Here is a 22,372-nt window from a genome sequence, read left to right on the forward strand (position 1 = left end):
CATGGAGACGCGCAGGCTTGGTCGTACGGGTCGTGATGTGGGTGTCGTCGGGCTCGGCGCCTGGCAGCTCGGGGCCGACTGGGGGTCGGTCGACGAGAGCGACGCGCTCGCCGTACTGCGGACCGCCATCGAGGGCGGGGTCACGTTCATCGACACGGCGGACGTGTACGGCGACGGACGCAGCGAGCGGCTGGTCGGTCAGGTCATCAAGTCGACAGCGCTCAACGGGTCTGGCGGCTTGACCGTGGCGACCAAGATGGGGCGGCGGGTCGAGCAGGTGCCGTCGGCGTACAACCTGGAGGCGTTCCGTGCCTGGAACGACCGGTCCCGGGAGAACCTCGGCGTCGACACGATCGACCTGGTCCAGCTGCACTGCCCGCCGACGCCGGTGTACTCGAACGACGCGGTCTTCGACGCGCTCGACACCCTGGTGGACGAGGGCCGGATCGCGTCGTACGGCGTGAGCGTCGAGACCTGCGCGGAGGCGCTGACCGCGATCGCCCGGCCGAACGTCGCGTCGGTCCAGATCATCCTGAACGCCTTCCGGCTCAAGCCGCTCGACGAGGTCCTGCCGGCCGCGCAGGAGGCGGGTGTCGGCATCATCGCCCGGGTCCCGCTGGCCAGCGGGCTGCTGTCCGGGAAGTACGACGAGAACACGGTGTTCGGCGCGGACGACCACCGCACGTACAACCGGCACGGCGAGGCGTTCGACGTCGGCGAGACCTTCTCCGGCGTCGACTTCGGCACCGGCCTGGAGGCCGTCCGCCGCCTGATGCCCTGGCTCCCCGCCGGCACCACCATGGCCCAGTTCGCCCTCCGCTGGATCCTCGACCAGCCCGGCGTCACCGTGGTCATCCCCGGCGCCCGCAACCCCACCCAAGCAGCCGCCAACCTCACCGCCGCCACCCTCCCCCCACTCACCCCCGACCAGTTGACCGCCGTCCGCGACACCTACGACACCCTCATCCGCCCCCAGATCCACGACCGCTGGTAGGGCGTCACCCCACCAGTTGAATGCTGGTGCTGACGACCCCGGAGACGATGCCGACGATGGCACCAGTTGTCGCGAGGCACTTCGTCGGATTCACCCACAGACCCTTGTTCAGCTCACGCCATCGGCGTGGAACGAAGGTGAGCTTGAGCTTCTGCCACTTGTGCTGGCGGACCTGGTTACAGCCGAGCAGGATCCCCGACGAGTTGTTCCGGCAGGGGCCTTGGCGCCCCTCGGCTCCGCACCAGACAGGTGCCTGGAACAGGAAGAAGCCTGTGACCAACGCCCAGCCGGCGACCAGCACCGCCGGTCCGAGCGTCCATGACCAAGCCGCGGTGAGCATGATCGCCAGCAGCACCCAACCCCAGTACTTCCGCAGTCCCCTCATGTTCACCCAGTATCACCTCATGATTACTCTCTGAAACCATCCCAGTATCCGGACGGGAGCTGCGGTGGTCAGGTCGGGCCGTTCCGGGCAACTACGGTTGTGCTGTGTTGGAGATCGAGCAGAGGACGTACGACGCGATCGTTGCGCATGCGCGGCGGGATCATCCCGACGAGGCGTGTGGGGTGGTTGCGGGGCCGGTGGGGTCCGGGCGGGCGGTGCGGTTCATTCCGATGCTCAACGCGGCGATGTCGCCGACGTTCTACGAGTTCGACTCCGGCGATCTGCTCCGCCTGTACAAGGAGATGGACGAGCGCGACGAGGAACCCGTGGTGATCTACCACTCGCACACCGCGACCGAGGCGTACCCGTCCCGCACGGACATCAACCTGGCCCAGGAGCCCGGCGCCCACTACGTGCTGGTGTCGACCCGGGACGGTGCGGAGTCCCCGGCGTACGACGGCCCGGTCGAGTTCCGGTCGTACCGGATCATCGACGGCGAGGTCGTGGAAGAAGAAGTCCGCGTGGTTGGTTCCTATGAAGAGACCGAAGGAGAGAAATAGAGATGGCGATCGAACTGCGCGTCCCGACGATTCTGCGCACCTACACCGGCGGTGAGAAGGCGGTGAACGGCGACGGCGCCACCCTGGCCGAGCTGATCGACAACCTGGAGGGCACCCACCCGGGCCTGAAGGAGCGCATTGTCGAGGGTCAGCCGGAGGAGCTGCGCCGGTTCGTGAACGTGTACGTGAACGACGAGGACGTCCGCTTCACCGGCGGCCTGCAGACCGGTGTCAAGGACGGCGACGTCGTCGTCGTGCTGCCCGCGGTGGCCGGCGGCTGATCATGCGCTTCGACAGCCTGCTCGACTCGGTCGGGGGCACGCCGCTGGTCGGGCTGCCCAAGCTGTCGCCCTCGGCCGACGTCCGGCTGTGGGCCAAGCTGGAGGACCACAATCCGACCGGCTCGATCAAGGACCGGGCCGCGCTGCGGATGCTGCTGGACGCCGAGAAGGACGGCCGGCTCCGGCCCGGCAACACGATCCTGGAGCCGACCTCGGGCAACACCGGGATCTCGCTGGCGATGGCGGCCAAGCTGCGTGGCTACCGGATGGTCTGCGTGATGCCGGAGAACACCTCCGAGGAGCGCCGGCAGATCCTGCGGATGTGGGGGGTCGAGATCATCTCCTCCCCGGCCGCGGGCGGCTCGAACGAGGCGGTCCGGGTGGCCAAGCAGGTCGCCGAGGAGCACCCGGACTGGGTGATGCTCTACCAGTACGGCAACCCGTCGAACGCGGCCGCGCACTACGACGGCACCGCGCGCGAGATCCTCGCCGACCTGCCGTCGGTGACGCACTTCGTGGCCGGCCTCGGCACCACCGGAACGCTGATGGGCGCGGGCCGGTTCTTCCGCGAGCACAAGCCCGAGGTGCGGATCGTCGCCGCCGAGCCGCGGTACGGCGAACTCGTCTACGGGCTGCGCAACCTCGACGAGGGCTTCGTCCCCGAGCTGTACGACGAGACGCTCATCGACGCCCGGTTCTCGGTCGGCCCGCGGGACGCCGTCCGCCGGGTCCGGGAACTGCTCGACAACGAAGGCATCTTCGCCGGCATCTCGACCGGCGCGATCCTGCACGCCGCGCTCGGCCAGGCGGCCAAGTGCGTGCGCGAGGGCGAGTCCGCCGACATCGCGTTCGTGGTCGCCGACGGCGGCTGGAAGTACCTGTCCACCGGCGCCTACGAAGGCACCATCGACGAGGCCGAAGACCGCCTCGAAGGCCAGCTCTGGGCCTGATTCCCAGGCACTACCTGTCCAGGATCCAGGCCGCGGACCGTGGCGGGGCCGTCCTCCGGACCCGGTCGGCCGGGGCTGGGGGTCGGTAGTCACCGGGTGGGCCGGCGGAGGAGCCCGTCCCGGTGCCGGTGCCTTGTTGTTGCCTTGGGCACCTGATGGATACTCAGGTCATCTGCGGCCTACGGTTGCTTGAAGAGGATCCTGCGTCCGATCCGGGGATGGACGCCGCGGCCCTTGCAGCTGGTGCAGGGGCGCTGTGCGTAGCTGAAGATGCTGCCGTGGTGCCGCCCGGCGCCTTTGCAACGGTGGCACTTGGCGTTCGGGTGCAGCGACAGCGAGACGACGTACAGAGCGAACGCCGCCATGGCCAGCACCAGCATCGTCCCGGTCGGCCCGAGAGTCGCCAGGACATCCGCCATGGTGCTGTTGGTCTCCGCAGCCTGACCGGCGGCCTGCCCAGCGGCCGTGGCGTTCTCCGGTTGCGGATTCGGTGCGGCGGTGGTGCTCAGCGCCACCGCGATGTGGTGCGCCAGATTCATGGCATCACGAAGGGCGGTCGTACAAACATCGCTCCAGAGTGGCGCGCATCACGCGAAAAGGCAACTCCGGAGAGTAAAGATGTGGATAAGTCCGGCGTGTCGGTTGATCACGTTAGGTAAGGCTCGCTTCAGAACTGCCCGATCCCGGGTTTGTCCAGAGGTGTGGCCGGCCGGCCCGCGGCCGCCGGTTAAGCTTTCCGGCGTGGCTGACGCACCGGTGGGGATCTTCGACTCAGGCTTCGGGGGACTCACGGTCGCGAGGGCGGTGCTCGACCAGTTGCCGCACGAGCCGATCCTCTACCTGGGCGACACCGCGCGGCAGCCGTACGGCCCGAAGCCGATCGCCGAGGTGCGTGAGTACGCGCTGGAGTGTCTCGACCACCTCGTCGAGGCCGGCGTGAAGATGCTCGTGATCGCCTGCAACTCGGCCAGTGCGGCGATGCTCCGCGACGCCCGCGAGCGGTACGACGTACCGGTCGTGGAAGTGATCCTGCCCGCCGCCCGCCGCGCCGTCGCCGCGACCCGGAACCAGCGCGTCGGCGTGATCTGCACCCGCGCGACCGCGGCCTCGCTGGCCTACGAGGACGGTTTCGCCGCGGCGCCGCAGGTCGAGCTGTTCACCCGGGCCTGCCCGCAGTTCGTCGACTTCGTCGAGTCCGGCGTGACGTCCGGCCCGGAGCTCCTCGAGGCGGCCCACGAGTACCTCGACCCGCTGGTCGAGGCCGGCGTCGACACCCTGATCCTCGGCTGCACGCACTACCCGTTGCTGACCGGCGTCATCTCCTACGTGATGGGTGACAACGTCACCCTGGTCAGTAGCGCGGAGGAGTGCGCCAAGGACGTGTACGGCGTGCTGACCAAGACCGGCCTGCTCCGCCCGGACAACCTGCCCGAGCCGCGGCACCGGTTCGTCACCACCGGCAGCCCGGCCGAGTTCGCCGCGATCGGCTCCCGCTTCCTTGGCCCGGTTCTGTCCGGCGTCGACCAGTTCGCCTGGATCCGCTGACCCCGCGCCGGCACCTCGTCGTACCAGCGCTCGTTCGTCCCGGTTCGTACTCGCGGGTGTGACGGGTCTCGCACTGGATGTTGTCCATGGCACCAGATCGAGCGTGGATGTGCGCGAAATCATTGCCAGGCTGCTGGATCGGCTCTTCGGTGACGCCACCGGCTTCCCTGCGAAGCAGGCAACCCGCCGGTAATGTTCAAGCTATGAAGCTCACCGTGCTCGGCTGCTCCGGGTCCGTCCCCGGGCCGGACTCGGCCGCCTCGAGCTATCTGGTCACCGCCGACGGGTTCAACCTGATCCTGGACCTCGGCAGTGGCGCGCTCGGCTCGCTCCAGCGGCACCTCGCCGTCCCGGAGATCGGCGCCATCGGCCTGTCCCACCTGCATCCTGACCACTGTATGGACCTGTGCGGCCTGTACGTCTCGGCCAAGTACGCGCCAGGCTCCCCGATCCCGCGGATCCCGGTCTACGGCCCACCCGGTACGGCGTACCGGATGGCGCTGGCGTACGACCTGCCGCTCGACCCGGGGATGGAGGAGGAACTGGAGTTCCACAGCTGGAAGGACGTTCAGCAGATCGGGCCGTTCACGGTGCGCACCGCGTCGATGGTGCACCCGGTGCCGGCGTACGCGATTCGTGTTGAGCACGGCAACAAATCGCTCGTCTACACCGGCGACACCGGGCCGAACGAGGCGCTGATCGAGCTCGCCCGCGGCGCCGACCTGCTGCTGTCCGAGGCCGCCCTGCAGGACAACAACCCGCGCAACCCGACCGACCTGCACCTCACCCCCGCCGACGCCGGCGAACAGGCCAAGAAGGCCGGCGTCAAACGCCTCGTCATCACCCACGTCCCACCCTGGTACGACCGCGAGACCCAGGCCGAGAACGCCCGCAAGACCTACCCCGGCCCGGTCGACATCGCCACCCCGCACGCCGTTTTCGAGATCTGACGCCGGGCGCTGGACAAATCTGGGTTCTGAGATCTACTCTCAAATTAGAGTCGATCTCAGAAGGGGTTATGTCATGGATACAGATCCGCGCCGGTGGTGGGCGCTGGGGGCGATGTCGGTCAGTCTGCTGGTGGTCGGGCTGGATCTGACCGTGCTGAACGTGGCGTTGCCGACGCTTGCGACCGAGCTCGGGGCGTCGACAAGTCAGCTGCAATGGTTCGCGAACGCGTACACGCTGGTGCTCGCGGCGCTGTTGCTGCCGGCGGGGTTGCTGGGGGACCGGTTCGGGCAGAAGCGGCTGCTGATCTTCGCGCTGGTGATGTTCGGCGCCGCGTCGGCCGCGTGTGCGTTCTCGTCGTCGCCCGAGCAGTTGATCGCGGCTCGGGCGGCGCTCGGGGTCGGGGCGGCGTTCCTGATCCCGCTGTCGATGTCGCTGCTGAACGTGCTGTTCGCGCCGGAGGAGCGGGCGCGGGCGATGACGATCTGGGTGATGGCGAACTCGCTCGGCATCCCGCTCGGGCCGGTGCTCGGCGGTTGGCTGCTGGACAATTACCGCTGGGGCTCGGTGTTCCTGATCAACCTGCCGCTCGTCGCGGTCGGCCTGGTCGCGGTGGCCGTGCTGATCCCGGCGACCCGCGGTCATCGTTCGGGACGGATCGACGTACTCGGGATTCTGCTGTCGGGGGCTGGTCTGGTGGCGCTCACCTACGGGTTCATCGCGGCCGGGGAACGTGGTTGGGGCTCGATCGTGACGCTTGGGTGCATCGCGCTCGGGGTGGGGTTGCTGGCGGCGTTCGGGGCGTGGCAGGTGCGGGCGACGGATCCGCTGGTCGACCTTGCGCTGTTCAGGTCGCCGCGGTTCATGTGGGGGACGGTGCTTGCGACGTTGGCGTCGTTCGCCTTGATGGGCTTGCTGTTCGTGCTGCCGCAGCTCTTCCAGGCCGTGCAGGGTGCGGATGCGTTGTCGACCGGGCTGCGGTTGCTGCCGATCATCGGCGGCCTGCTGGTCGGAGCGAAGATCGCCGAACGGCTCGTCGTCGCGGCCGGGGCGCGGGTGGCCGTCTCCGTCGGCTTCGTCCTGATGCTCGCCGGGCTGGCGATGGGGGCCTTGGGCAACGTCAACTACGGCTACACGGCGATCTGGGTCAGCCTGGTCGGGCTCAGCATCGGGTTCACGTTGCCGCCGGTGATGGAGCTGGCGATCGGCGCGCTGACGGTCGAACGCAGCGGCTCGGGTTCGGCGCTGATCCAGGCGTTGCGTCAGGTCGGCGGGACGATCGGGGTCGCGATCCTCGGGACGGTGCTCAACTCTGCGTACCGGGACCGGCTGGACGTCTCCGGACTGCCTGCTGACGTGGCGCACGCGGCTCGCGACAGCGCATCCGGAGCCGTGGCCGTCGCAGCCCAGGCGAACCTGCCGGCCTTGGCCGAGTCGGCCCGCGATGCCTTCATGCACGGCATGACCGCAACCCTCTGGACGTGCTGCGTGGTCGCCTTCGCCGGACTCGTCCTCGCCCTGGCCTTTCTCCCACGCCGGCCCGTGTCCGCCGAGAGCACGCCGGAAGAAGTTGCCACAATCGGGTCATGACGACGGACAAGCCGGCTGGGTTGCGTGAGCGGAAGAAGGCGAAGACCCGGGCGGCCATTCAGGAGCACGCGCTGCGGCTGTTCCGGGAGCAGGGGTACGCCGAGACGACGGTGCAGGAGATCGCGGCCGCCGCCGAGGTGTCGCCGGCCACGTTCTTCCGGTACTTCCCGACCAAGGAGGACACCGTCGTCTTCGACCGGCTCGACCCGGTGATGATCGACCTGTTCCGGTCCCAGCCGGCCGGCCTGAACCCGACCGAGGCGTTGCGCGCCACCCTCCGGGACAGCCTGGCCACGCTGTCCGACGAGGAGTGGCAACTCGAGGCCGAGCGGCAGCGACTCGTCCTCAAGGCTCCCGAGCTCCGCGCCCGGATGCTCGACCAGTTGTACGCCGGGATCGACCTGCTGGCCGAGTTGGCGGCCGAACGCGTCCACCGGCCGGCCGACGACTTCGCCGTACGCGCGTGGGCCGGTGCCGTGGTCGGGGTCGTGATGGCCACCTACGAGATGACGCCTGACCTGTCCCTGCCGGACAGCCTCCGGTTGATGGACCAGGCCTTCGAGCACCTGCAGGCGGGGCTGCCGCTATAGCTCGGTGATGGCAACCGACATGGTCGCGCCGGGGATCGGCATGGCGAGCGCCTCGGCCTCGATCGCTTCCCTGTCGCCGGCGGAGAGCTTGATGGATCGGACGTCGACGTTGCCCTTCCGGCGGCCCCAGGTCCCGACGAGCTTGCCGTTCAGCAGGAGTCCGTTCGGGTGGAACGTGTCGTGGAGGTGGATGCGCGGCTTCAGGCCCGGGGCGATGAACAGCCCGTGCTTGTCCTGACCGAACAGGCGCAGATCCGGTGCCGCGAGGAACCGAACCCCGGTGAACTCTGGCGCGGAGCGGACCGCGTCCTCGTCCGCCGTACGAATCCACCCTTGGCGGCCTTCGAGGTCGACCGGCATCAACTCGTCCGCCAGTTTTCGCCAGACCTCGGCTGCTTCCGGCTTCGACAATCCCGCCCACCACGCGAACGCCTCGACCGTGGTCGGGCCGAACGCCTGCACATGCCGCCGACACAGCTCCAGATGCGCATCCCAGAAGTCGATCTCGGGTCGCGGAACCTCCCGGACGTACAGCGCACTCGTCGTCCACCGAAGCGCCAGCCGCCCACTCCCACACGACCCCCGCAACTCCGGCCCCCGGCCGCCCCGATGCTCACCACCCGCCAGGTCCCGGCAGATCCGGTCGGCCTTGTCCTCGATCGCCTTCCGCTCCTCCGGATCCAGCGGCAACCGCCCGATCGTGAACACCCCGAAGTCCGCCTCCGGCAACACGTACACCGCCCACCGCGGACTGTAGGTCTGGATCAACCCGGGAGCCTCCCAAGCCCCCGCCTCACACCTCTCCACCCGCCCGTACAAACCCACCAGCGCATCCCGCGGAGCCGTGTCCTGCAACCCGAACCGAGCCGCCTCCACATAAGCCCCAACGGGCAACCGCTCGACCAGCCGATTCACCCACAACCGATAGCGAACGGCTTCCTGGTAACTGATCGAGAGGCTCACCCAGCAGATTCTGCTGGGCGGAGGGGCGCGTCGCCGGGTTGGAGGTTGAAGTGGCTGGCGGCGGACGCGTTGCGGATTACGAGTTCGAGGTAGCCGGTGCCGGAGCTGCCGGGGATCAGGCCGGGGGTGTTGCGAGGGACGGCGGTGAGGTGGGGGTAGCAGGTGATGTGGGTGATGGTGGTGGCGCCGGTCGGGGTGCGGTGGATGACGGGCAGGGTGGCGCCCAGGGCGAAGCCTGCCTCGGCGGGGAGGCAGTTGAGTTTGCAGTTGCCGAAGTTGTCGATGACGCTCACGGTCGGCGGCTCGTCCGGGGTCAGGGGTACGACGGTTGCCGTCGAGACCACCGGGCGGTCGTCGGCGACCCACTTGGCGAGCAGCGGCAGGTACCAGAGGCTGCGGAACTGGGTGTCCGCGATGGTGTCCACGTCGGCAGGCGTGAGGTTCGTCCACGATGCCGCGGCCAGGACCTCGCGGATGTCCGTGACGAACACCTTGTCGATGTCGAGCTCCCGCCGTACCAGGGCCAGGGCTCGTGGGTTGAACGTGCTCGCGACCAGGTGCTGACCGAACCAGAAGTAGCAGAACGGCACGCCGTTCGGCCAGGCGCCGTCGCGGGGCGCGATGTTGAGCAGGGTGATGGTCGGATGGCCGTCCTCGCCCAGGGACTGCGTCGATCTCAGGCAGTCCAGCAGGGTCAGGGCCGCGAAGGCCTCCGGGTCGGGGCCGTCGGCGGCCACGATGGTCGGGGTCTGGCCGAAGAGCGCGCCGATGCGGGTGCTGAGCCGGGCCCGGGCGTTCCCGTCGGAACAGTCGGTGATGTAGGTGATCGGGTACACGATTCTCCAAGTGACGTTTGCAGCCGGAAGGAAATGAGAGAGGCCCCCGACGCGTCGGGGGCCTCTCTCGCTGCAAGCATCAGTGCGTGCGCCGCTAGAGTCCTCCGCATCGAGGGCTCAGCATTCGCATAGCGGCGTACCAGGTCACGAGATGCGATGGTACTAGCGACTTTGGCCGTTGTCGAAGTACGAGACCAGCGCCGGGTCCAGGGCCGGGATGTCGATCGGGGTGCCGTTCTCGCGCAGGGACGTGGTCGCGGCGTACCCGGCGGCCACCGCGGCGCGGGCCGCGACCGGCGACGTGAGCGTCGCGCCGCCCTCGCGGACGAACCGGATGTACTCGTCGACCAGCCGCGGGTCCGCGCCGGCGTGACCGCCGTCGGCGTCCGGGATGTCGACGACCAGGTCGGCGTCGTCGCGGTACCCGGACCGCTTGCTGTTCCACACCTTCACCACGCCGCCCGGGCTGTCGCCGAAGTTCTCCAGCCGGCCCTCGGTGCCGATCACGGTGTAGTTGCGCCAGTAGTCCGGCGTGTAGTGGCACTGCTGGTAGGTGAGGTAGACGCCGTTGTCCAGCAGCAGGTTCGCCATCGACAGGTCCTCGACGTCCATCACCGGCGCCATCCCCTGCTGCGACAGCGGCGGCCAGTTCGACTCGGACACGAAGTCCGCGAACCGCTGCCCGGACCGGTCCAGCCGGTCCTCGATCCCGCCGTACAGGGTGAGTGCGCCCATCGCGTTGACGCGGGTCGTGTAGCCGCCGGCCAGCCAGTGCATCACGTCGATGTCGTGGGCGCCCTTCTGCAGCAGCAGGCTGGTGGTGCGGCGCCGGTCCGCATGCCAGTCCTTGAAGTAGAAGTCGCCACCGTGGCCGACGAAGTGCCGGCACCAGATCGCCTTCACCTCGCCGATCGCACCGGACTGGATCAGGTCGCGCATCGTCAGGACGACGGGCATGTGCCGCATGTTGTGGCCGACGTACAGCCGGGAGCCGCTCTCGTAGGCCGCCTGCAGCACCCGGTCGCACCCGGACGTGGTGATCGCCAGGGGCTTCTCCACGAACACCGCGACGCCGGCCCGGAGGAAGTCGATCGCCGGGTCCTCGTGCAGGTCGTCCGGCGTGGTCAGGAAGACCCCGTCGAGCTTCTGGTCGAGCAGCTCGGTGTGGTCGGCGTGTGTGGTGGCTTCCGGGTACTGCGCCTGCGCGGCGTCTCGCTGCGCGGCGGCCGGGTCGGCGAGCGCCACGACCTCGGACCCTTCGCCGGGACGGTGGGCGTACTGCGCGATGCGGCTGCGGGCGCCGAGGCCCACCACACCGAACCGAAGATCAGTCATAACCAGGCAACTCCTGCACATAGTTGTTTGCAGCACCCTAACTCCGAGCACTTCCGTCCTTCAATCACCCGTCCTCCAGCTGGAATTGCCCCAGTCGTCATCCGGGCAACACCAGCGGCTCGACCGGTGACGTCACCATGACGGAATGTGAGCCTCCACTACGTGGCACTGGGCGACTCGACCACCGTGGGTGTCGGGGACCCGATGAACGGCAGTAGCACGACCGATCTTGCCGGTGCCGGTGCGCGCCCGGGCGAAGGGTGGCGGGGCTGGGCCTCGCTGCTCGCCGACGCCCTGGCCAGCTCCCACCGTGTGACGTTCTCCAACTTCGCGACCAGCGGCGCCACCGCGTCCGCCGTCGCGACCGACCAACTGCCCGACGCGGTCTCGACCGAGGCCCCGATCGACCTCGCCTCCCTGATCGTCGGGGTCAACGACACCCTGCGCTCCACCTTCGACCCCGGCCGGATCCGCGACTGCCTGTACCTGTGCGCCGAGCAGCTGACCGGGCGCGGCGCACTGCTGCTCACCGTCCGGTTCCACGACCACGGCCAGGTGTTCGGGCTGCCCGCCTGGCTGCGCCGGCCGCTGTGGCAGCGGATCGAGCAGGTCAACCTCGCGTACGACGACCTGCACGCCAGGTTCGGCGGGATCCGGCTGGACATGGCCGACTACCCGGAGGTGTACCGCCGGGACTTCTGGAGCGTCGACCGCCTGCACCCCGGTGAACGCGGTCACCGCCGGCTGGCCCGCGGGTTCGCCGACGAGCTCGCCCGGCGTGGGCTGCAGATCGACGTACCGCCGGAGCTGGACTGCGCCTACCGGCCGCCGAGCAGGTGGGCGGACGCGGTCTGGATGGTCCGCGAGGGCGTGCCGTGGCTCGGCCGCCGGGCCGGCGACCTGACCCCGTGGGCAGCCCGGATGGCAGTCAGCCAGCTCAAGCCCGCCACCAATGCGGAGGTGCAGCGCGTGGAGGCATAGGGCATGACTGGCAGTTCCCTGCGTGCTGCGCGGCACTCGGCGGGCGCCTCGCTGCACTGGAGGGAAGGTCACGATGGATCCGCATCGAGCCCTCCCCTCCAGCACACCGAGGCACTCCGCCGAGCACCTGCTCGCGACTGCAGGGAACTGCCAGTCATGCCCTAGGGTCGGGGGCATGGCGCGTATCGATGGACGTACTCCCGACCAGCTTCGGCCCGTGACGCTGACCCGGAAGTGGCTCGACCACGCGGAAGGCTCGGTGCTGGTCGAGTTCGGCCGCACCCGGGTGCTGTGCGCGGCGAGCGTGACCGAGGGCGTGCCGCGCTGGCGGAAGGGCTCCGGGCTGGGCTGGGTCAGCGCGGAGTACGCGATGCTGCCGCGGTCGACGAACACCCGCTCGGACCGGGAGTCGGTCAAGGGCCGGATCGGTGGCCGCACGCACGAGATCTCCCGGTTGATCGGGCGTTCGCTGCGGGCCGTGATCGACTACAAGGCGCTGGGTGAGAACACGATCCTGCTCGACTGCGACGTGCTGCAGGCCGACGGCGGCACCCGGACGGCCGCGATCACCGGCGCGTACGTCGCGCTCGCGGACGCGGTCTCGTACCTGCGCGACCGCAAGCTGCTCAAGTCCGAGCCGCTGACCGGCTCGGTGTCCGCGGTCTCCGTCGGCATCATCGACGGCGCCCCGATGCTCGACCTCTGCTACGAGGAGGACGTCCGGGCCGAGACCGACATGAACCTGGTGATGACCGGCGACGGCCGGTTCATCGAGGTGCAGGGCACCGCCGAGGGCGCGCCGTTCGACCGCTCCGAGCTGGACAGCCTGCTCGAGCTCGGTACGGCGGGATGCTCGGAGCTCACCAAGCTGCAGCAGGAGGCGCTCGCGTGACGCGGGTCTTGCTTGCCTCGAACAACAAGAAGAAGCTAGAGGAGCTGCGTCGCATCCTGACCCCGATCGTGCCCGGGATCGAGGTGCTCGGACTGGGCGACGTACCGCCGTACGAGGAGCCGGCCGAGACCGAGCCGACGTTCGAGGGGAACGCGCTGCTGAAGGCGCACGCGGCGATGGCGGCGACCGGCCTGCCGTCGATCGCGGACGACAGCGGGATCTGCGTCGACGCGCTGAACGGGATGCCCGGCGTCCTGTCCGCGCGCTGGTCGGGGCCGGCCAAGGACAACCACGCGAACAACGTGCTGCTGCTCGGCCAGTTGGAGGACGTGCCGGACGAGCGGCGCGGGGCGTCGTTCATCGCGGCAGTCGCGTTCGTCCGGCCGGACGCCGAGGACGAGATCGTGATCGGCGAGATGCGCGGGCACGTCATCCGCGAGCTGCGCGGTACCGGCGGCTTCGGGTACGACGTCCTGTTCGCCGCCGATGGCTACGACCGGACCACGGCGGAGCTGTCGATCGAGGAGAAGGACGCGATCAGCCACCGGGGCAAGGCACTGCGAGCCCTCGCCCCGATCGTCGCGAAGGCGCTGGGAGGGTAACCATGCTGTTCGCAGGATCGGATCGGGACGGGGTCGCGGACGGCAGGATCACCACCGCGTACCGGCGCTGGGCCGAGGCACGCGTGGTCGAAGGCCGGATCTACCGCACCAACGCCGGCCGGATCGAGATCGAGAGCGTCCGCGAGGTCAACCCGGACCTGATCGCCGACGACGACGACGACGTCGCGGCCGCGGACCGCCGCAACGCGAAGGACGTGCGCCGCCGGCTGCGCGGCAACGAGGACTGGCCCACGTTCCTGATCAGGTTCCACCTGGTCGAGGGTCCCGACCCCCGCGAGCAGCTCGCCGCCCAGTCGACGCTGACCGCCGCGGACCTCGAGGACCTGACCGCGCGCCTGGAGAAGTTCGACTCGCTCAGCCACCACGGCCCCTGGACCACCGCCACGCTGCGCCTGATCCAGGCCAAGCCGGCCACCCGGGCCGCCGACCTCGCCACCGAGCTCGGCCGCGAGACCGCCCCCTTCAAGCTCGACGTCCGCAAGCTGAAGAACCTCGGCCTCACCCACAGCCTCGAAGTCGGCTACGAGCTCAGCCCCCGCGGCACGGCGTACCTGGACTCCCTGCACATCTGAGGGGTAGGGGGCGGTTTCTGAGGGGTTGTCTCCGATGTGGGGACCGGGGCCGGAATCCGATCGTGAGATCAAGCGGCGAATCCGCCGCCGGTCTCACAGGAGGAATCATGAACCGCAGGTGGTCAGCCCTCGCACTGTCCGCAACCGCAGTGGGCGCGTTCGCGTTCACCGCCACCGAAGCCGCCGCCGACCCGCATCCGGACCGGGAGTTCACCGCGGTCTCGACGGATCCGCCCGGTTGGCCGGACGAAGGCACCGGTTACCCCGGTGACGGTGCCAAGGTCCCCGAGTACAGCTACCCGAACTACGACCCGGCGTACGAGCAGCCGCAGCGCCACCCGCGGTACGGCGTGACGCCCGTGCAGGACGTGCCCGCTGCCGAGGTCAGCAAGGCCGACACCGGAGACACCGCGCTGCAGGTCGGCGCCTCCGCGCTCGGCGCCGCCGGACTCGCGTTCGGCGGGATCTGGATGCTCCGCAGGCACCACCGCGCGGCCACGTAGGCGTATCCGGAGGAGGGGGACCAGCTGTCCGGCGGGCCTGCACGCCGGACAGCTGGTACAGACAGGCCAGGCCGGCGGGCGCAGACTGAACCCTGTGGGAGGGGGAGCTGCCGGGCTTGCGGGTCGGGTCGAGGAAGCGGAGGTCCTCGGATCCGCGATCCGGGGAGCAGCCGAAGGTCGGCCGTGTGCGGTCTTCGTGCACGGTGAGGCAGGTGTGGGCAAGACCCGTCTGGTCCAGGCCGTCTGCGCCGAGGCCGCAGACAGCGGCATCGCCGTCTTGTGGGGACGCTGTGTCCGCTTCGGCGCGGTGGACTCGCCGTACGGGCCGCTGGTCTCCGCACTGGAGGGTTGGGTCGAGTCGGCCGAGCCCGCTGAGGTGACCGAGGTGCTCAAGGCAGTCCCGGCCGCAGGCGAGTTGTTGCCGTCGCTGGGAGGCTTCGCCGACGACCGTGAGGTCCGGCTGTTGTCCGTGGTCGATGCGCTGGTGATGGCGATCGCCGTGCGCCGGCCGACGGTTCTCGTCGTGGACGACGTGCAGTGGGCCGATCCGGCGTCGCGGGACGCGCTGGCCTATCTGGTGGCCGGATTCCGCCGGCAGCGGCTGGCGGTCCTGACGACGTGTCGCGACGAGGAGCTCGGCACCGGTCATCCGATGCACAGCTGGCTCGCGGATCTCCGCCGGCTGCCGGCGGTGAGCGTCGTACGCCTGGACCGGTTGAGCTGGGACGAGACCGAGCAGCAGGTGGCGATGTTGCTCGGCGGGCGTCCACATCACCGCCTGGTGGACGACGTCGTACGACGGTCCGACGGCAACCCCTATCTCAGCGAGCTACTCCTCGAGGGAGTCCCGGTGACCGCCGACGAACTGCCCGCCGGTCTGCCGGCCGAGCTGAGCGGCGCGTTGCTCGCCGCCTGGCACCGGCTTCCGGCGACGGCGCGCGAGGTCATGCGGCTGCTGGCGGTCGCGGGCCGGCCGACGTCGATCGACGACCTGCGGGAGGTCGCCTCGGCGCACGGGATCGGTCCTGCTGCGGTGACCAGCGCGCTGGCCGAGGCGACGAACACCGGGATCACCGTGGCGCAGGGGGCGGGCTTGTGCTGGTTCCGGCACTCGTTGCTGGCCGAAGTTCTGTACGCGACCTTCGTGCCCGGCGAGGCCGAGTCGGTGCACGCCGCCTGGGCGAAGACGCTTGCCGCGCGTCCGGCGACCGGCCTCGACGAGGTCCAGCGACAGGGCGATCTCGCGTTGCACTATGAGGCTGCCGGTGACCTGAAGGCCTGTTTCGAGGCGTCGCTGCGAGCGGCCGACCTGGCGAGCGGGATCAAGGCCCGGCGCGAGGAGGCGGTCCATCTGCGTCGGGCGGCAAGCCTGATGATCCACACTGGAAAGGTCGACGACGAGGTGCGCCTGCTGGAGCGGGTCGCGCGGGCGAACGACCTGGTCGGCGACGGCGAGGCGAGCTTCCAGGCGTGGAGCCGCGCGCGCGAACTCGTGGACGAACGCACGGACCCGCTCCAGGCCTGCCGGCTGCTCAGACGCTGGGCGGACTCGGCCTTCGCGACCGGCCGGACCCGTGGGCGCCCGATCGCCGAGGCGGAGCACGCGGTCGAGCTCAGCCGGGGCTTCCCCGACAGCGAGGAGTACGCCGAAGCCCTTGCCTACCTGAGCTGGTGCCAGTGGTGGAACAACGAGCTCGAGCTGTCCGCGACGTACGCCGAAGAAGCCGTGCAGGCCGCTCACCGCTCGGGTGCGAAGGCGGCGTTGAGCCTTGCGTACGCCGCTCGCGGAAATGCTGACCGCCACAGTGAGCGAGCGGACCAGGACACCGCCACCGGCTTGGGATTCGCCGAGGAGACCGGCGATCCGGAACTGATCTGGCGGATGCTCGTGATCCGCCAGAACTACCTGAGCCGGCGCGGCCGGGTCGACGAGTGCATCGACCCCACCAAGCGGTTCCTCGCGTTCGCCCTCAACGCCGGAGCGCAGTCGGTGGCGGTCTTCGCGGCCGGGCTGCTGTCCCACCACCTGCTGATGTTCGGGCGCCTGCAGGAGAGCGCGGAGGTCATCCGGGAAGGACTCTCCCTGAGTGGTCTGCCGAATGCGGCCGCGATGGTTCGCCTGAGTGCGGCCGCGTTGGCGGTGCGGCAAGGCGACACGGACGTCGCGGGCCTGCACCTCGAGCGGGCGAAGGAACTGATCCCGGGACTCGAGAGCCGGGTGGGCCTGTTCTCGCAGCCGGTCCTGGCGGAGTACCTGCTCGCCACCGGCCGAGCCGAAGAGGCGCTCGACCTGCTGTCGCACACGATCGGCGCGCAGAACGTCGACACCCGCGACGCCGACGAGCTGCTGGTGTGGGGAGGACGCGCCGCGGCAGAGCTGATGGGCGCTGCCAGGGACCGGCAGGACAGCCGCGCTCTGCAGACGACCCAAGCCGCGTTCGACAACCTCCGGGCCGCGCGCAGCACGATGCAGCCGGCACCCTTCGAACCCGGCGGTCCCGCTGACCTGATCCAACCGGCGATGCAGGCGTTGTTCGAGGCGTCCGCGACGTCCACCTCGGCCGCCTGGGCGGACGCCGTACGGCGGTGTGCCGTCGCGGGACTGCGTTGGGACGAGGCCGTCGCCTCATCACGGTGGGCACAGGCGCTCCTCGACGAAGGGGCCGCCCGGTCCGTCGTCGCCGTACCGCTGCGGTCTGCGCACCGGTTTGCTGGCGAGGTCGGTGCGCGGCCCTTGCTCAACCAGGTCGAGGCCTTGGCGGCTCTCGGTGGCATTCCGCTGCAGGAGCCGACGCAGCCCGTACCGGACGAGGCGCCGGAACGCTTGCGTTCGTTGACTAAGCGGGAGCACGAGGTGCTGTCCTACCTGGTGGCCGGCCGGACGTACGGCGAGATCGCGAAGGCGCTGTTCATCAGTGAGAAGACGGTCAGCGTGCACGTGTCGAACCTGCTGCACAAGACCGGCACGTCGTCCCGCCATGAGGTGGCTGCGCTGGCAGTCCGGCTCGGTCATCCACCGCCGGACTAGCCGTTCTCCAGTCGGCCCAGCGCGCGGCGGGTAGTGCGGTCGGCGGACGCCGGTCGGCCGACGGCTGCGCCGTACAGCGGTATCTCGTCCCTGAGCTGCAGCAGGCCGGACAGCTCGTCGTCGAGGAAGCCGCCGAGGTTGACCACGCCTAGAGCGAGCCCAGTCGCCGCGAGTACGACGTTCTGCGCGACGTGACCCGCTTCGAGCAGCAGATAGCGGTGCCCGCGGTCGCCGTACTTGTCCATAGGGCGCGCGGACAGCACCAGTACGACGGCAGCCTCGGCAGCCCACGCCTGGTCCAGAAACAGCCTGCTGACGGATGACGGCGGCACCGCAGTCTCCTGGACGACCTCTAGGCCGTCCGCGAGCGGCACGTAGTGGTAGATCCCGGCCGGCAGGTCGTCCACGCAGCGCACGATGACGCTGAGCTCGAGCGGATAGAGCCCGCCTCCGGACGGCACCGGTCGATCGACTACGTAGAGCGGGCCGTCATCGGTCACTCCGGTGCTGCCGTAGCCGACCCGCAGTAGCGTCGCGAGCTCCGCGAAGCCGATCGGCCCATCCTGGAATGCGCGGCAGGACACCCGGTCGCGGACCAGGTCGGCCAGCGGCATGTCGAGCTTGATGCCCGGCGGCAGCGGGATCCACCGCGCTGTCGGGTCCTCTCGTCCCGGGGTCGGAAAGTCGGGCATCTCAGGCCAGTGGGTGTGGGGCGAGGTTGAGCTCGTCCAGCCGGGCCGGCGCCGGGCGCAGGCCGATCCGGGCCGGCATCTCCAGTAGCCGGGATCCACCGAGCCTCGCCTGGTTCGCGCCGAACCAGATCGGCACGAAGCCCGGCACCAGACCGCGTACCACCCGGACGCCGACGGCCTCGACATCAGGCGGCGTCACGTCCACCGCGAGCACGTCCGGCGCGACCTTGGCCAACGACCGCACGAGCGCCTCCAGGCTGTCGTCGCCGGGGGACGCGTCCGGCCACGGCAGGCGCGGGCTGTCCCGGAGGAATCCCAGACCCTCGGCAGCAGGGTCGGCGTACAACAGGTCGTGGTCGTCTATCGTCGCGACCTTTGCCGGTGCGGCGGCCAGCTCCACCATGCGAGCCCGGACGGCCGGCAACCGGAGCCGACTGCGCAGCAGCGGCCGGACCTGCGCCACCTCCAGCACCGCGGACCGAGCAGCGACCACCGGGTCCATCGCAGCAGCAGCCCCGACCACGGCAGCCGGTGCCCGGTCGGACCACGCAACGGCGAGTACGGCGGTGGCCGCTGTGTCGGTCGGGAGCAGATGCACCGTCAGCTCGACTCCACGCCGCGCATGGGTCGCAGCGATCCCGCGGACCACCTCGTCGGGCACGTCCGCCGCTGCAACGCAACGGCCGGCCAGCTGATGCGTCCATGCGATCGCGAACGCGTCCCGCTCAACCACCTCGAGCAACGCTCGCAGCGTGGCGCTGTCCCGATCTGCGCCGGCCGCGAAGCCGTTCGACGTGGCTGGGAACAGCGCAGCCGGGGACCGGTAGCCCAGATGCGTCGCCAGCAAGGGGATCCAGATCTCCTGGCCGGTCACCAGCGACTGCGCCGGCACCCACTCCAGCTCGGTCTCCGGCCGCCACGGCTGGAAGGGCAGGTCGTCGTACTGGTGGTCGGCGAACAGCACCAGGTCCCGCGGATGCAGGCCGGGCCGGTCCAGTCCGTCGTACGTCGACGTGAGCTTGCGCTCGGGGTGCCAGGTCATGGCGGCGTACCGCTCGAGGGCCTCGCCCAGCGCGCCGTCACGCGCCGCACGGTGGGTCCAACCCTTGCCGGTGCACGAGATGAACGCGTCGCGGCCGGTGCGGAAGTGAGCGTTCGCCAGCTCGGCGCGTACGACGTACGGACGCTCTGGCTCGTCGACATCCTTCGGCATCACCTCCAGGACGCGGACGACACCGCACAGCCGATCGACAGTCCGCCGTTCGACCTCGTCCATGTCGGTGACGACCGCTGCCGATGGTCGCTGGACCTTCGCACACGCCGGACAGTCCGGGCGGGGCAGCACCGGATGCAGCTGCTCGGCGCCAGTCCGCGCGTCGAGGGTCAGCACGCCGTCGGCGAGCTGCGCCTGAGTGACCATCGCCAGCAGCGCTGGCAGCACGGGCCGGGCCGCATCCGGCGAGCGACGGGCATCAAGCTCTTCCTCGACCGCCATCGCTGCCGCGAAGTCCTGCTCGCACGCGAGCGCTCGCATCCGCCAGCACAGGTAGCACGAGCCCTCGCCGGCCAGCACCAGCGGACCAACGGTCGCCCGGTGCCCTCGTACGGCGATGTGCAGCGTCGGCACGCCCAGCCGCAGCCCGATCGTGTTGACCCAGGAGTGCAGCACCGGAAGCGCACCGTCGTCGGCCGCGATCACCAGATCGGCGTCCGTCATCACCGCCGGCAACTCTTCGCGCTGTCCCGGATACGGCGCGGGAACCCAGCGGGCAGGCAGTATCGCCGACCCCGCCAGGGCCGTGGTGAGTTCCGGGTGGCCGACCAGGACGACGTGCGCCCCGGACAGCCGGCCGGTCATTCGCCGAGGTTCGCGAACCGCTGGACGGCGCCGGCGTCTGCTTCGCCGAACGTGCCCTGCTCCCCGGATGTCTCGAAAATGCCCATCATGGCGCAGCGCAGCCCATCCAGGTGCGCCGAGCCGGCGTCCGCGCCGGCAAGGATGTCCCGGACCTTGACGTAGCCCGCCCATTCCTGGTCGGTCACCGTCTCCAGCCCGTCTTTCATGCTCTGCAGCTTGGCCTTCAGCTCGTCCAGCTCCGGAACGGCCATCGTTCCCCCTCCCGTCGTCCCCAGTCGCAGTATCGACCGGGGACGGACGGGCCACAAGGTGCGAGAGGCGGGACTCGAACCCGCACGCCCGGGGGCACCGGCACCTAAAGCCGGCGTGTCTGCCGTTCCACCACTCTCGCCGAGGGAGTCGCCTCCCCTTCGCAGGACATCCTAGGGGAGGCGACCGGGCTCAGCGGCTCTGGAGGGCGTCGATGAAGACCTGGCGCAGGTCGCCGGGGTTGCGGGCGACGTAGCTCTGGCCGCCGGTGGCCTTGGCCAGGGCGCGGAGCTCGTCGGCGTTCGCCTCCGGGCCCATGCCGAGCGCGATGATCCGGACCGGGCGGGCCGGGTCGGTCAGGCTCTCCAGGGTCTTCACGGTCTGCTGCAGGGTGGGGCTGCCCGGGTCGTCGTTCTTGCCGTCGGTGAACAGCAGGATCGAGTTGACCGCGCTGGAGTCGTACTGCTGGCGGACCGCCCGGACCGCGGCGATCGCGGTGTCGTACAGACCGGTGCTGCCGTTCGGGATCGGGCGCTGGATCTTCAGGTTGTCGAGGATCTTCTTGCGCTGCCGGTCCGACAGCGGCGCGATCGGGACCAGTTCCTTGTAGTCGGCGTCGTCCGGGCCGATCTTGGTGGAGAACGTCCACAGGCCGAGCGAGGCGCTGTTCGGGAACAGCGACAGGCCGCCGCCGGCCGCCTCGATGGTGAGCTGCATCCGGGTCTTGGCGCCGACCTTCTCGGCCATCGAGCCGGAGATGTCGATCACCGCGAGCGAGTGCGTGGACAGCGACAGCCGGGTCCAGTTCAGCAGCGTCTTGTCGATCGTCTCGCCGTTCGGCTTCGGCAGCTGGGTGACGTCGCCGACACCGCGGCCGCCGCTCAGCGGGCTGAGCTGCGCGTCCCGGAAGCCCGAGTCGTCCCGGGCCTGGCCGGACCCGTCGGTCAGCAGCTCGGCGGCGAGCGCCTTGGCGGCGTCGGTCGCCTGCTGTGCCTCGGACTTGGCCGTGACCACGACCGGGTAGTCCAGCACCAGCGTGCCGGTGGACGGCACGATCGCCCGGAGCTGGGCGTCCGGGTGGTCGTCCTGGTACTTCACGAACGTCTGCTCCGACACCGGCACGACGACCTTGCTGCTGTCCTGGTCGGCGCGGCCGAGCAGGGCGTTCGGGTCGGTGTACGGCTTGGCCATCGAGCCGAGCCGCTGCGCCAGCGGTACGACGACCGACGCAACCTGGGTGTCGGACGCCGACGTCCGCTGCCGCTCCGACTGGATCGCGAGCAGCGACAGCGCACCGGGCGACGTGCTCAACGGGTCCAGCAGAGCCGGCTCGGCGCCGCCGAGCGCACGCAGCCAGGACGAGGTGTCGGCGAAGTTGGTGTTCCGTCCGACCAGCACCAGCGGTGAGGAGGCGACGGACGGTACGGCGACGGTCGGCACGCTCTGGCCGTCGTCGGCCTGGGCGACCCAGAGCGAGGAGTCCGGGATCCACAGGTCGGGACGGTTGTCGCTGTTGCCGGCGATGTCCTGGGCGACCTTCGCCGAGGGAGCCGCGCTGATGGTGAACTGCAGACACGGAGTTCCGTCGTCGCCGCCCTTGCCGGCCAGCGACTTGGCCGCCGACTCGAGTGCGGGCTGCAACTCGGGCGTGGTGCTCAGCGAGATCTGCGTGGGATCGTCGCACGACTGGCCGCCGCCGCTCAGGAAGCCGTCGGCTCCCGACTCGGATCCGAAGGACCGGACCACGAACACGGCGCCCAGCGAGATCACCAGAAGCCCGACCGCGGTGATGTACACCGATCGACGGTTGTTGTTACTTCGCGTCACCGCAGAGGAATGTTTTCCCATCGCGGCAGGTCCCTCCCTCCCAGAGGCTGACTGCGCGCGCAGATTACCCGCTTTCGGCTGGTCACGGCGAAGATCGCCGTGGTTCCGGACACACCCCCGGAACGGCCGCAACGCGACGCTGAGGGGTGCGGGAGTACCGGTCTTTCACA

General features: G+C 69.9%; 23 protein-coding genes and 1 tRNA gene. 14 read left to right on the forward strand and 10 right to left on the reverse strand.

Annotated elements, in window-relative coordinates; genetic code table 11:
• Position 1: 1 nt before the first annotated feature.
• Complete coding sequence (locus AB0H36_RS26810) at positions 2 to 994, forward strand: aldo/keto reductase (protein ID WP_360528968.1); 993 nt, start codon at positions 2 to 4, stop codon at positions 992 to 994.
• Positions 995 to 998: 4 nt separating this feature from the next.
• Here AB0H36_RS26810 and AB0H36_RS26815 read toward each other — a convergent pair whose 3' ends face one another.
• Positions 999 to 1,385, reverse strand: a complete 387-nt coding sequence (locus AB0H36_RS26815; RefSeq protein WP_360528971.1) for a hypothetical protein — start codon at positions 1,383 to 1,385, stop codon at positions 999 to 1,001.
• 98 nt (positions 1,386 to 1,483) lie between these two features.
• On the opposite strand from AB0H36_RS26815, the gene AB0H36_RS26820 reads away from it, so the two are divergent.
• Genes AB0H36_RS26820 through AB0H36_RS26830 form a run of 3 tightly spaced genes read left to right on the forward strand, consistent with a single transcriptional unit; the run spans position 1,484 to position 3,170 of the window.
• Positions 1,484 to 1,939, forward strand: a complete 456-nt coding sequence (locus AB0H36_RS26820) for a M67 family metallopeptidase (protein WP_360528974.1) — start codon at positions 1,484 to 1,486, stop codon at positions 1,937 to 1,939.
• Between the two features lie 2 nt (positions 1,940 to 1,941).
• Positions 1,942 to 2,220: a MoaD/ThiS family protein gene (locus tag AB0H36_RS26825; protein ID WP_360528977.1), complete on the forward strand. Its 279-nt coding sequence runs from the start codon at positions 1,942 to 1,944 to the stop codon at positions 2,218 to 2,220.
• On the forward strand, positions 2,220 to 3,170 hold the full coding sequence (locus AB0H36_RS26830) for a cysteine synthase family protein (protein ID WP_360529096.1): 951 nt from the start codon (positions 2,220 to 2,222) through the stop codon (positions 3,168 to 3,170). The genes AB0H36_RS26825 and AB0H36_RS26830 overlap by 1 nt, the downstream gene beginning before the upstream one ends.
• Before the next feature lie 179 nt (positions 3,171 to 3,349).
• Here the strand turns inward: AB0H36_RS26830 and AB0H36_RS26835 are convergent, their stop codons facing one another.
• Positions 3,350 to 3,709 carry a hypothetical protein gene (locus AB0H36_RS26835; RefSeq protein ID WP_360528980.1) on the reverse strand — a complete coding sequence of 120 codons (360 nt, stop codon included), beginning with the start codon at positions 3,707 to 3,709 and terminating at the stop codon, positions 3,350 to 3,352.
• Between the two features lie 202 nt (positions 3,710 to 3,911).
• On the opposite strand from AB0H36_RS26835, the gene murI reads away from it, so the two are divergent.
• The 4 genes from murI (at position 3,912) to AB0H36_RS26855 (ending at position 7,843) form a co-directional block, all read left to right on the forward strand.
• Positions 3,912 to 4,715, forward strand: coding sequence for a glutamate racemase (gene murI / locus AB0H36_RS26840; protein WP_360528983.1), 804 nt, complete (start codon positions 3,912 to 3,914; stop codon positions 4,713 to 4,715).
• Between the two features lie 203 nt (positions 4,716 to 4,918).
• On the forward strand, positions 4,919 to 5,665 hold the full coding sequence (locus AB0H36_RS26845) for an MBL fold metallo-hydrolase (RefSeq protein WP_360528986.1): 747 nt from the start codon (positions 4,919 to 4,921) through the stop codon (positions 5,663 to 5,665).
• A 73-nt stretch (positions 5,666 to 5,738) separates the two neighbouring features.
• Entirely contained in the window at positions 5,739 to 7,253 is a 1,515-nt protein-coding gene (locus AB0H36_RS26850) for a DHA2 family efflux MFS transporter permease subunit (RefSeq protein WP_360528989.1), read from the forward strand.
• Positions 7,250 to 7,843 carry a TetR family transcriptional regulator gene (locus tag AB0H36_RS26855; RefSeq protein ID WP_360528992.1) on the forward strand — a complete coding sequence of 198 codons (594 nt, stop codon included), beginning with the start codon at positions 7,250 to 7,252 and terminating at the stop codon, positions 7,841 to 7,843. The genes AB0H36_RS26850 and AB0H36_RS26855 overlap by 4 nt, the downstream gene beginning before the upstream one ends.
• On the opposite strand, the gene AB0H36_RS26860 is transcribed toward AB0H36_RS26855, so the two are convergent.
• From AB0H36_RS26860 to AB0H36_RS26870, 3 genes are all read right to left on the reverse strand, one after another.
• On the reverse strand, positions 7,838 to 8,806 hold the full coding sequence (locus AB0H36_RS26860) for a crosslink repair DNA glycosylase YcaQ family protein (RefSeq protein WP_360528995.1): 969 nt from the start codon (positions 8,804 to 8,806) through the stop codon (positions 7,838 to 7,840). The genes AB0H36_RS26855 and AB0H36_RS26860 overlap by 6 nt on opposite strands.
• Positions 8,803 to 9,642, reverse strand: a complete 840-nt coding sequence (locus tag AB0H36_RS26865; RefSeq protein WP_360528998.1) for an SAM hydroxide adenosyltransferase — start codon at positions 9,640 to 9,642, stop codon at positions 8,803 to 8,805. The genes AB0H36_RS26860 and AB0H36_RS26865 overlap by 4 nt, the downstream gene beginning before the upstream one ends.
• A gap of 162 nt (positions 9,643 to 9,804) precedes the next feature.
• Complete coding sequence (locus tag AB0H36_RS26870; protein WP_360529001.1) at positions 9,805 to 10,977, reverse strand: Gfo/Idh/MocA family oxidoreductase; 1,173 nt, start codon at positions 10,975 to 10,977, stop codon at positions 9,805 to 9,807.
• Positions 10,978 to 11,124: 147 nt separating this feature from the next.
• Here AB0H36_RS26870 and AB0H36_RS26875 point away from each other — a divergent pair, with 147 nt between their 5' ends.
• The 6 genes from AB0H36_RS26875 to AB0H36_RS26900 all read left to right on the forward strand — a co-directional run bounded on the left by AB0H36_RS26875 (position 11,125) and on the right by AB0H36_RS26900 (position 17,576).
• Entirely contained in the window at positions 11,125 to 11,958 is an 834-nt protein-coding gene (locus AB0H36_RS26875) for an SGNH/GDSL hydrolase family protein (protein ID WP_360529004.1), read from the forward strand.
• Positions 11,959 to 12,133: 175 nt separating this feature from the next.
• The gene (gene rph, locus AB0H36_RS26880) at positions 12,134 to 12,850 is read left to right on the forward strand and encodes a ribonuclease PH (RefSeq protein WP_360529007.1); all 717 of its coding nucleotides are present in this window, start codon (positions 12,134 to 12,136) and stop codon (positions 12,848 to 12,850) included.
• Positions 12,847 to 13,452, forward strand: coding sequence for an RdgB/HAM1 family non-canonical purine NTP pyrophosphatase (gene rdgB, locus AB0H36_RS26885; protein ID WP_360529010.1), 606 nt, complete (start codon positions 12,847 to 12,849; stop codon positions 13,450 to 13,452). Before rph ends, rdgB begins: the two co-directional genes overlap by 4 nt.
• Positions 13,453 to 13,454: 2 nt before the next feature.
• A complete protein-coding gene (locus AB0H36_RS26890) occupies positions 13,455 to 14,045 on the forward strand; it encodes a hypothetical protein (RefSeq protein ID WP_360529013.1) in 591 nt (196 codons plus the stop codon).
• Positions 14,046 to 14,152: 107 nt separating this feature from the next.
• The gene (locus AB0H36_RS26895; RefSeq protein WP_360529016.1) at positions 14,153 to 14,548 is read left to right on the forward strand and encodes a hypothetical protein; all 396 of its coding nucleotides are present in this window, start codon (positions 14,153 to 14,155) and stop codon (positions 14,546 to 14,548) included.
• A gap of 94 nt (positions 14,549 to 14,642) precedes the next feature.
• Positions 14,643 to 17,576 (forward strand): AAA family ATPase, encoded by a 2,934-nt coding sequence (locus AB0H36_RS26900; protein WP_360529019.1) that lies wholly within the window; start codon positions 14,643 to 14,645, stop codon positions 17,574 to 17,576.
• Here AB0H36_RS26900 and AB0H36_RS26905 read toward each other — a convergent pair.
• The 5 genes from AB0H36_RS26905 to AB0H36_RS26925 all read right to left on the reverse strand — a co-directional run bounded on the left by AB0H36_RS26905 (position 17,573) and on the right by AB0H36_RS26925 (position 22,172).
• Positions 17,573 to 18,268 (reverse strand): SagB/ThcOx family dehydrogenase, encoded by a 696-nt coding sequence (locus AB0H36_RS26905; RefSeq protein WP_360529022.1) that lies wholly within the window; start codon positions 18,266 to 18,268, stop codon positions 17,573 to 17,575. The genes AB0H36_RS26900 and AB0H36_RS26905 overlap by 4 nt on opposite strands.
• Position 18,269: 1 nt before the next feature.
• Positions 18,270 to 20,126 carry a TOMM precursor leader peptide-binding protein gene (locus AB0H36_RS26910; RefSeq protein ID WP_360529025.1) on the reverse strand — a complete coding sequence of 619 codons (1,857 nt, stop codon included), beginning with the start codon at positions 20,124 to 20,126 and terminating at the stop codon, positions 18,270 to 18,272.
• The gene (locus AB0H36_RS26915) at positions 20,123 to 20,377 is read right to left on the reverse strand and encodes a hypothetical protein (protein ID WP_360529028.1); all 255 of its coding nucleotides are present in this window, start codon (positions 20,375 to 20,377) and stop codon (positions 20,123 to 20,125) included. Before AB0H36_RS26915 ends, AB0H36_RS26910 begins: the two co-directional genes overlap by 4 nt.
• A gap of 59 nt (positions 20,378 to 20,436) precedes the next feature.
• A tRNA-Leu gene (locus AB0H36_RS26920) sits at positions 20,437 to 20,517 on the reverse strand.
• A gap of 50 nt (positions 20,518 to 20,567) precedes the next feature.
• A complete protein-coding gene (locus tag AB0H36_RS26925; RefSeq protein ID WP_360529031.1) occupies positions 20,568 to 22,172 on the reverse strand; it encodes a substrate-binding domain-containing protein in 1,605 nt (534 codons plus the stop codon).
• Positions 22,173 to 22,372 lie beyond the last annotated feature (200 nt).

Source organism: Kribbella sp. NPDC050820 (genome assembly GCF_040653975.1).
Classification (GTDB): domain Bacteria; phylum Actinomycetota; class Actinomycetes; order Propionibacteriales; family Kribbellaceae; genus Kribbella.

What these genes read in the sequence shown, in the direction of transcription:
- AB0H36_RS26810 (WP_360528968.1), top strand. Translation starts at nt 2, where the DNA reads ATGGAGACGCGCAGGCTTGGTCGTACGGGTCGTGATGTGGGTGTCGTC.
- AB0H36_RS26825 (WP_360528977.1), top strand. Translation starts at nt 1,942, where the DNA reads ATGGCGATCGAACTGCGCGTCCCGACGATTCTGCGCACCTACACCGGC.
- AB0H36_RS26835 (WP_360528980.1), bottom strand. Translation starts at nt 3,709, where the DNA reads ATGAATCTGGCGCACCACATCGCGGTGGCGCTGAGCACCACCGCCGCA.
- AB0H36_RS26845 (WP_360528986.1), top strand. Translation starts at nt 4,919, where the DNA reads ATGAAGCTCACCGTGCTCGGCTGCTCCGGGTCCGTCCCCGGGCCGGAC.
- AB0H36_RS26850 (WP_360528989.1), top strand. Translation starts at nt 5,739, where the DNA reads ATGGATACAGATCCGCGCCGGTGGTGGGCGCTGGGGGCGATGTCGGTC.
- AB0H36_RS26855 (WP_360528992.1), top strand. Translation starts at nt 7,250, where the DNA reads ATGACGACGGACAAGCCGGCTGGGTTGCGTGAGCGGAAGAAGGCGAAG.
- AB0H36_RS26870 (WP_360529001.1), bottom strand. Translation starts at nt 10,977, where the DNA reads ATGACTGATCTTCGGTTCGGTGTGGTGGGCCTCGGCGCCCGCAGCCGC.
- rph (WP_360529007.1), top strand. Translation starts at nt 12,134, where the DNA reads ATGGCGCGTATCGATGGACGTACTCCCGACCAGCTTCGGCCCGTGACG.
- AB0H36_RS26890 (WP_360529013.1), top strand. Translation starts at nt 13,455, where the DNA reads ATGCTGTTCGCAGGATCGGATCGGGACGGGGTCGCGGACGGCAGGATC.
- AB0H36_RS26895 (WP_360529016.1), top strand. Translation starts at nt 14,153, where the DNA reads ATGAACCGCAGGTGGTCAGCCCTCGCACTGTCCGCAACCGCAGTGGGC.
- AB0H36_RS26905 (WP_360529022.1), bottom strand. Translation starts at nt 18,268, where the DNA reads ATGCCCGACTTTCCGACCCCGGGACGAGAGGACCCGACAGCGCGGTGG.
- AB0H36_RS26910 (WP_360529025.1), bottom strand. Translation starts at nt 20,126, where the DNA reads ATGACCGGCCGGCTGTCCGGGGCGCACGTCGTCCTGGTCGGCCACCCG.
- AB0H36_RS26915 (WP_360529028.1), bottom strand. Translation starts at nt 20,377, where the DNA reads ATGGCCGTTCCGGAGCTGGACGAGCTGAAGGCCAAGCTGCAGAGCATG.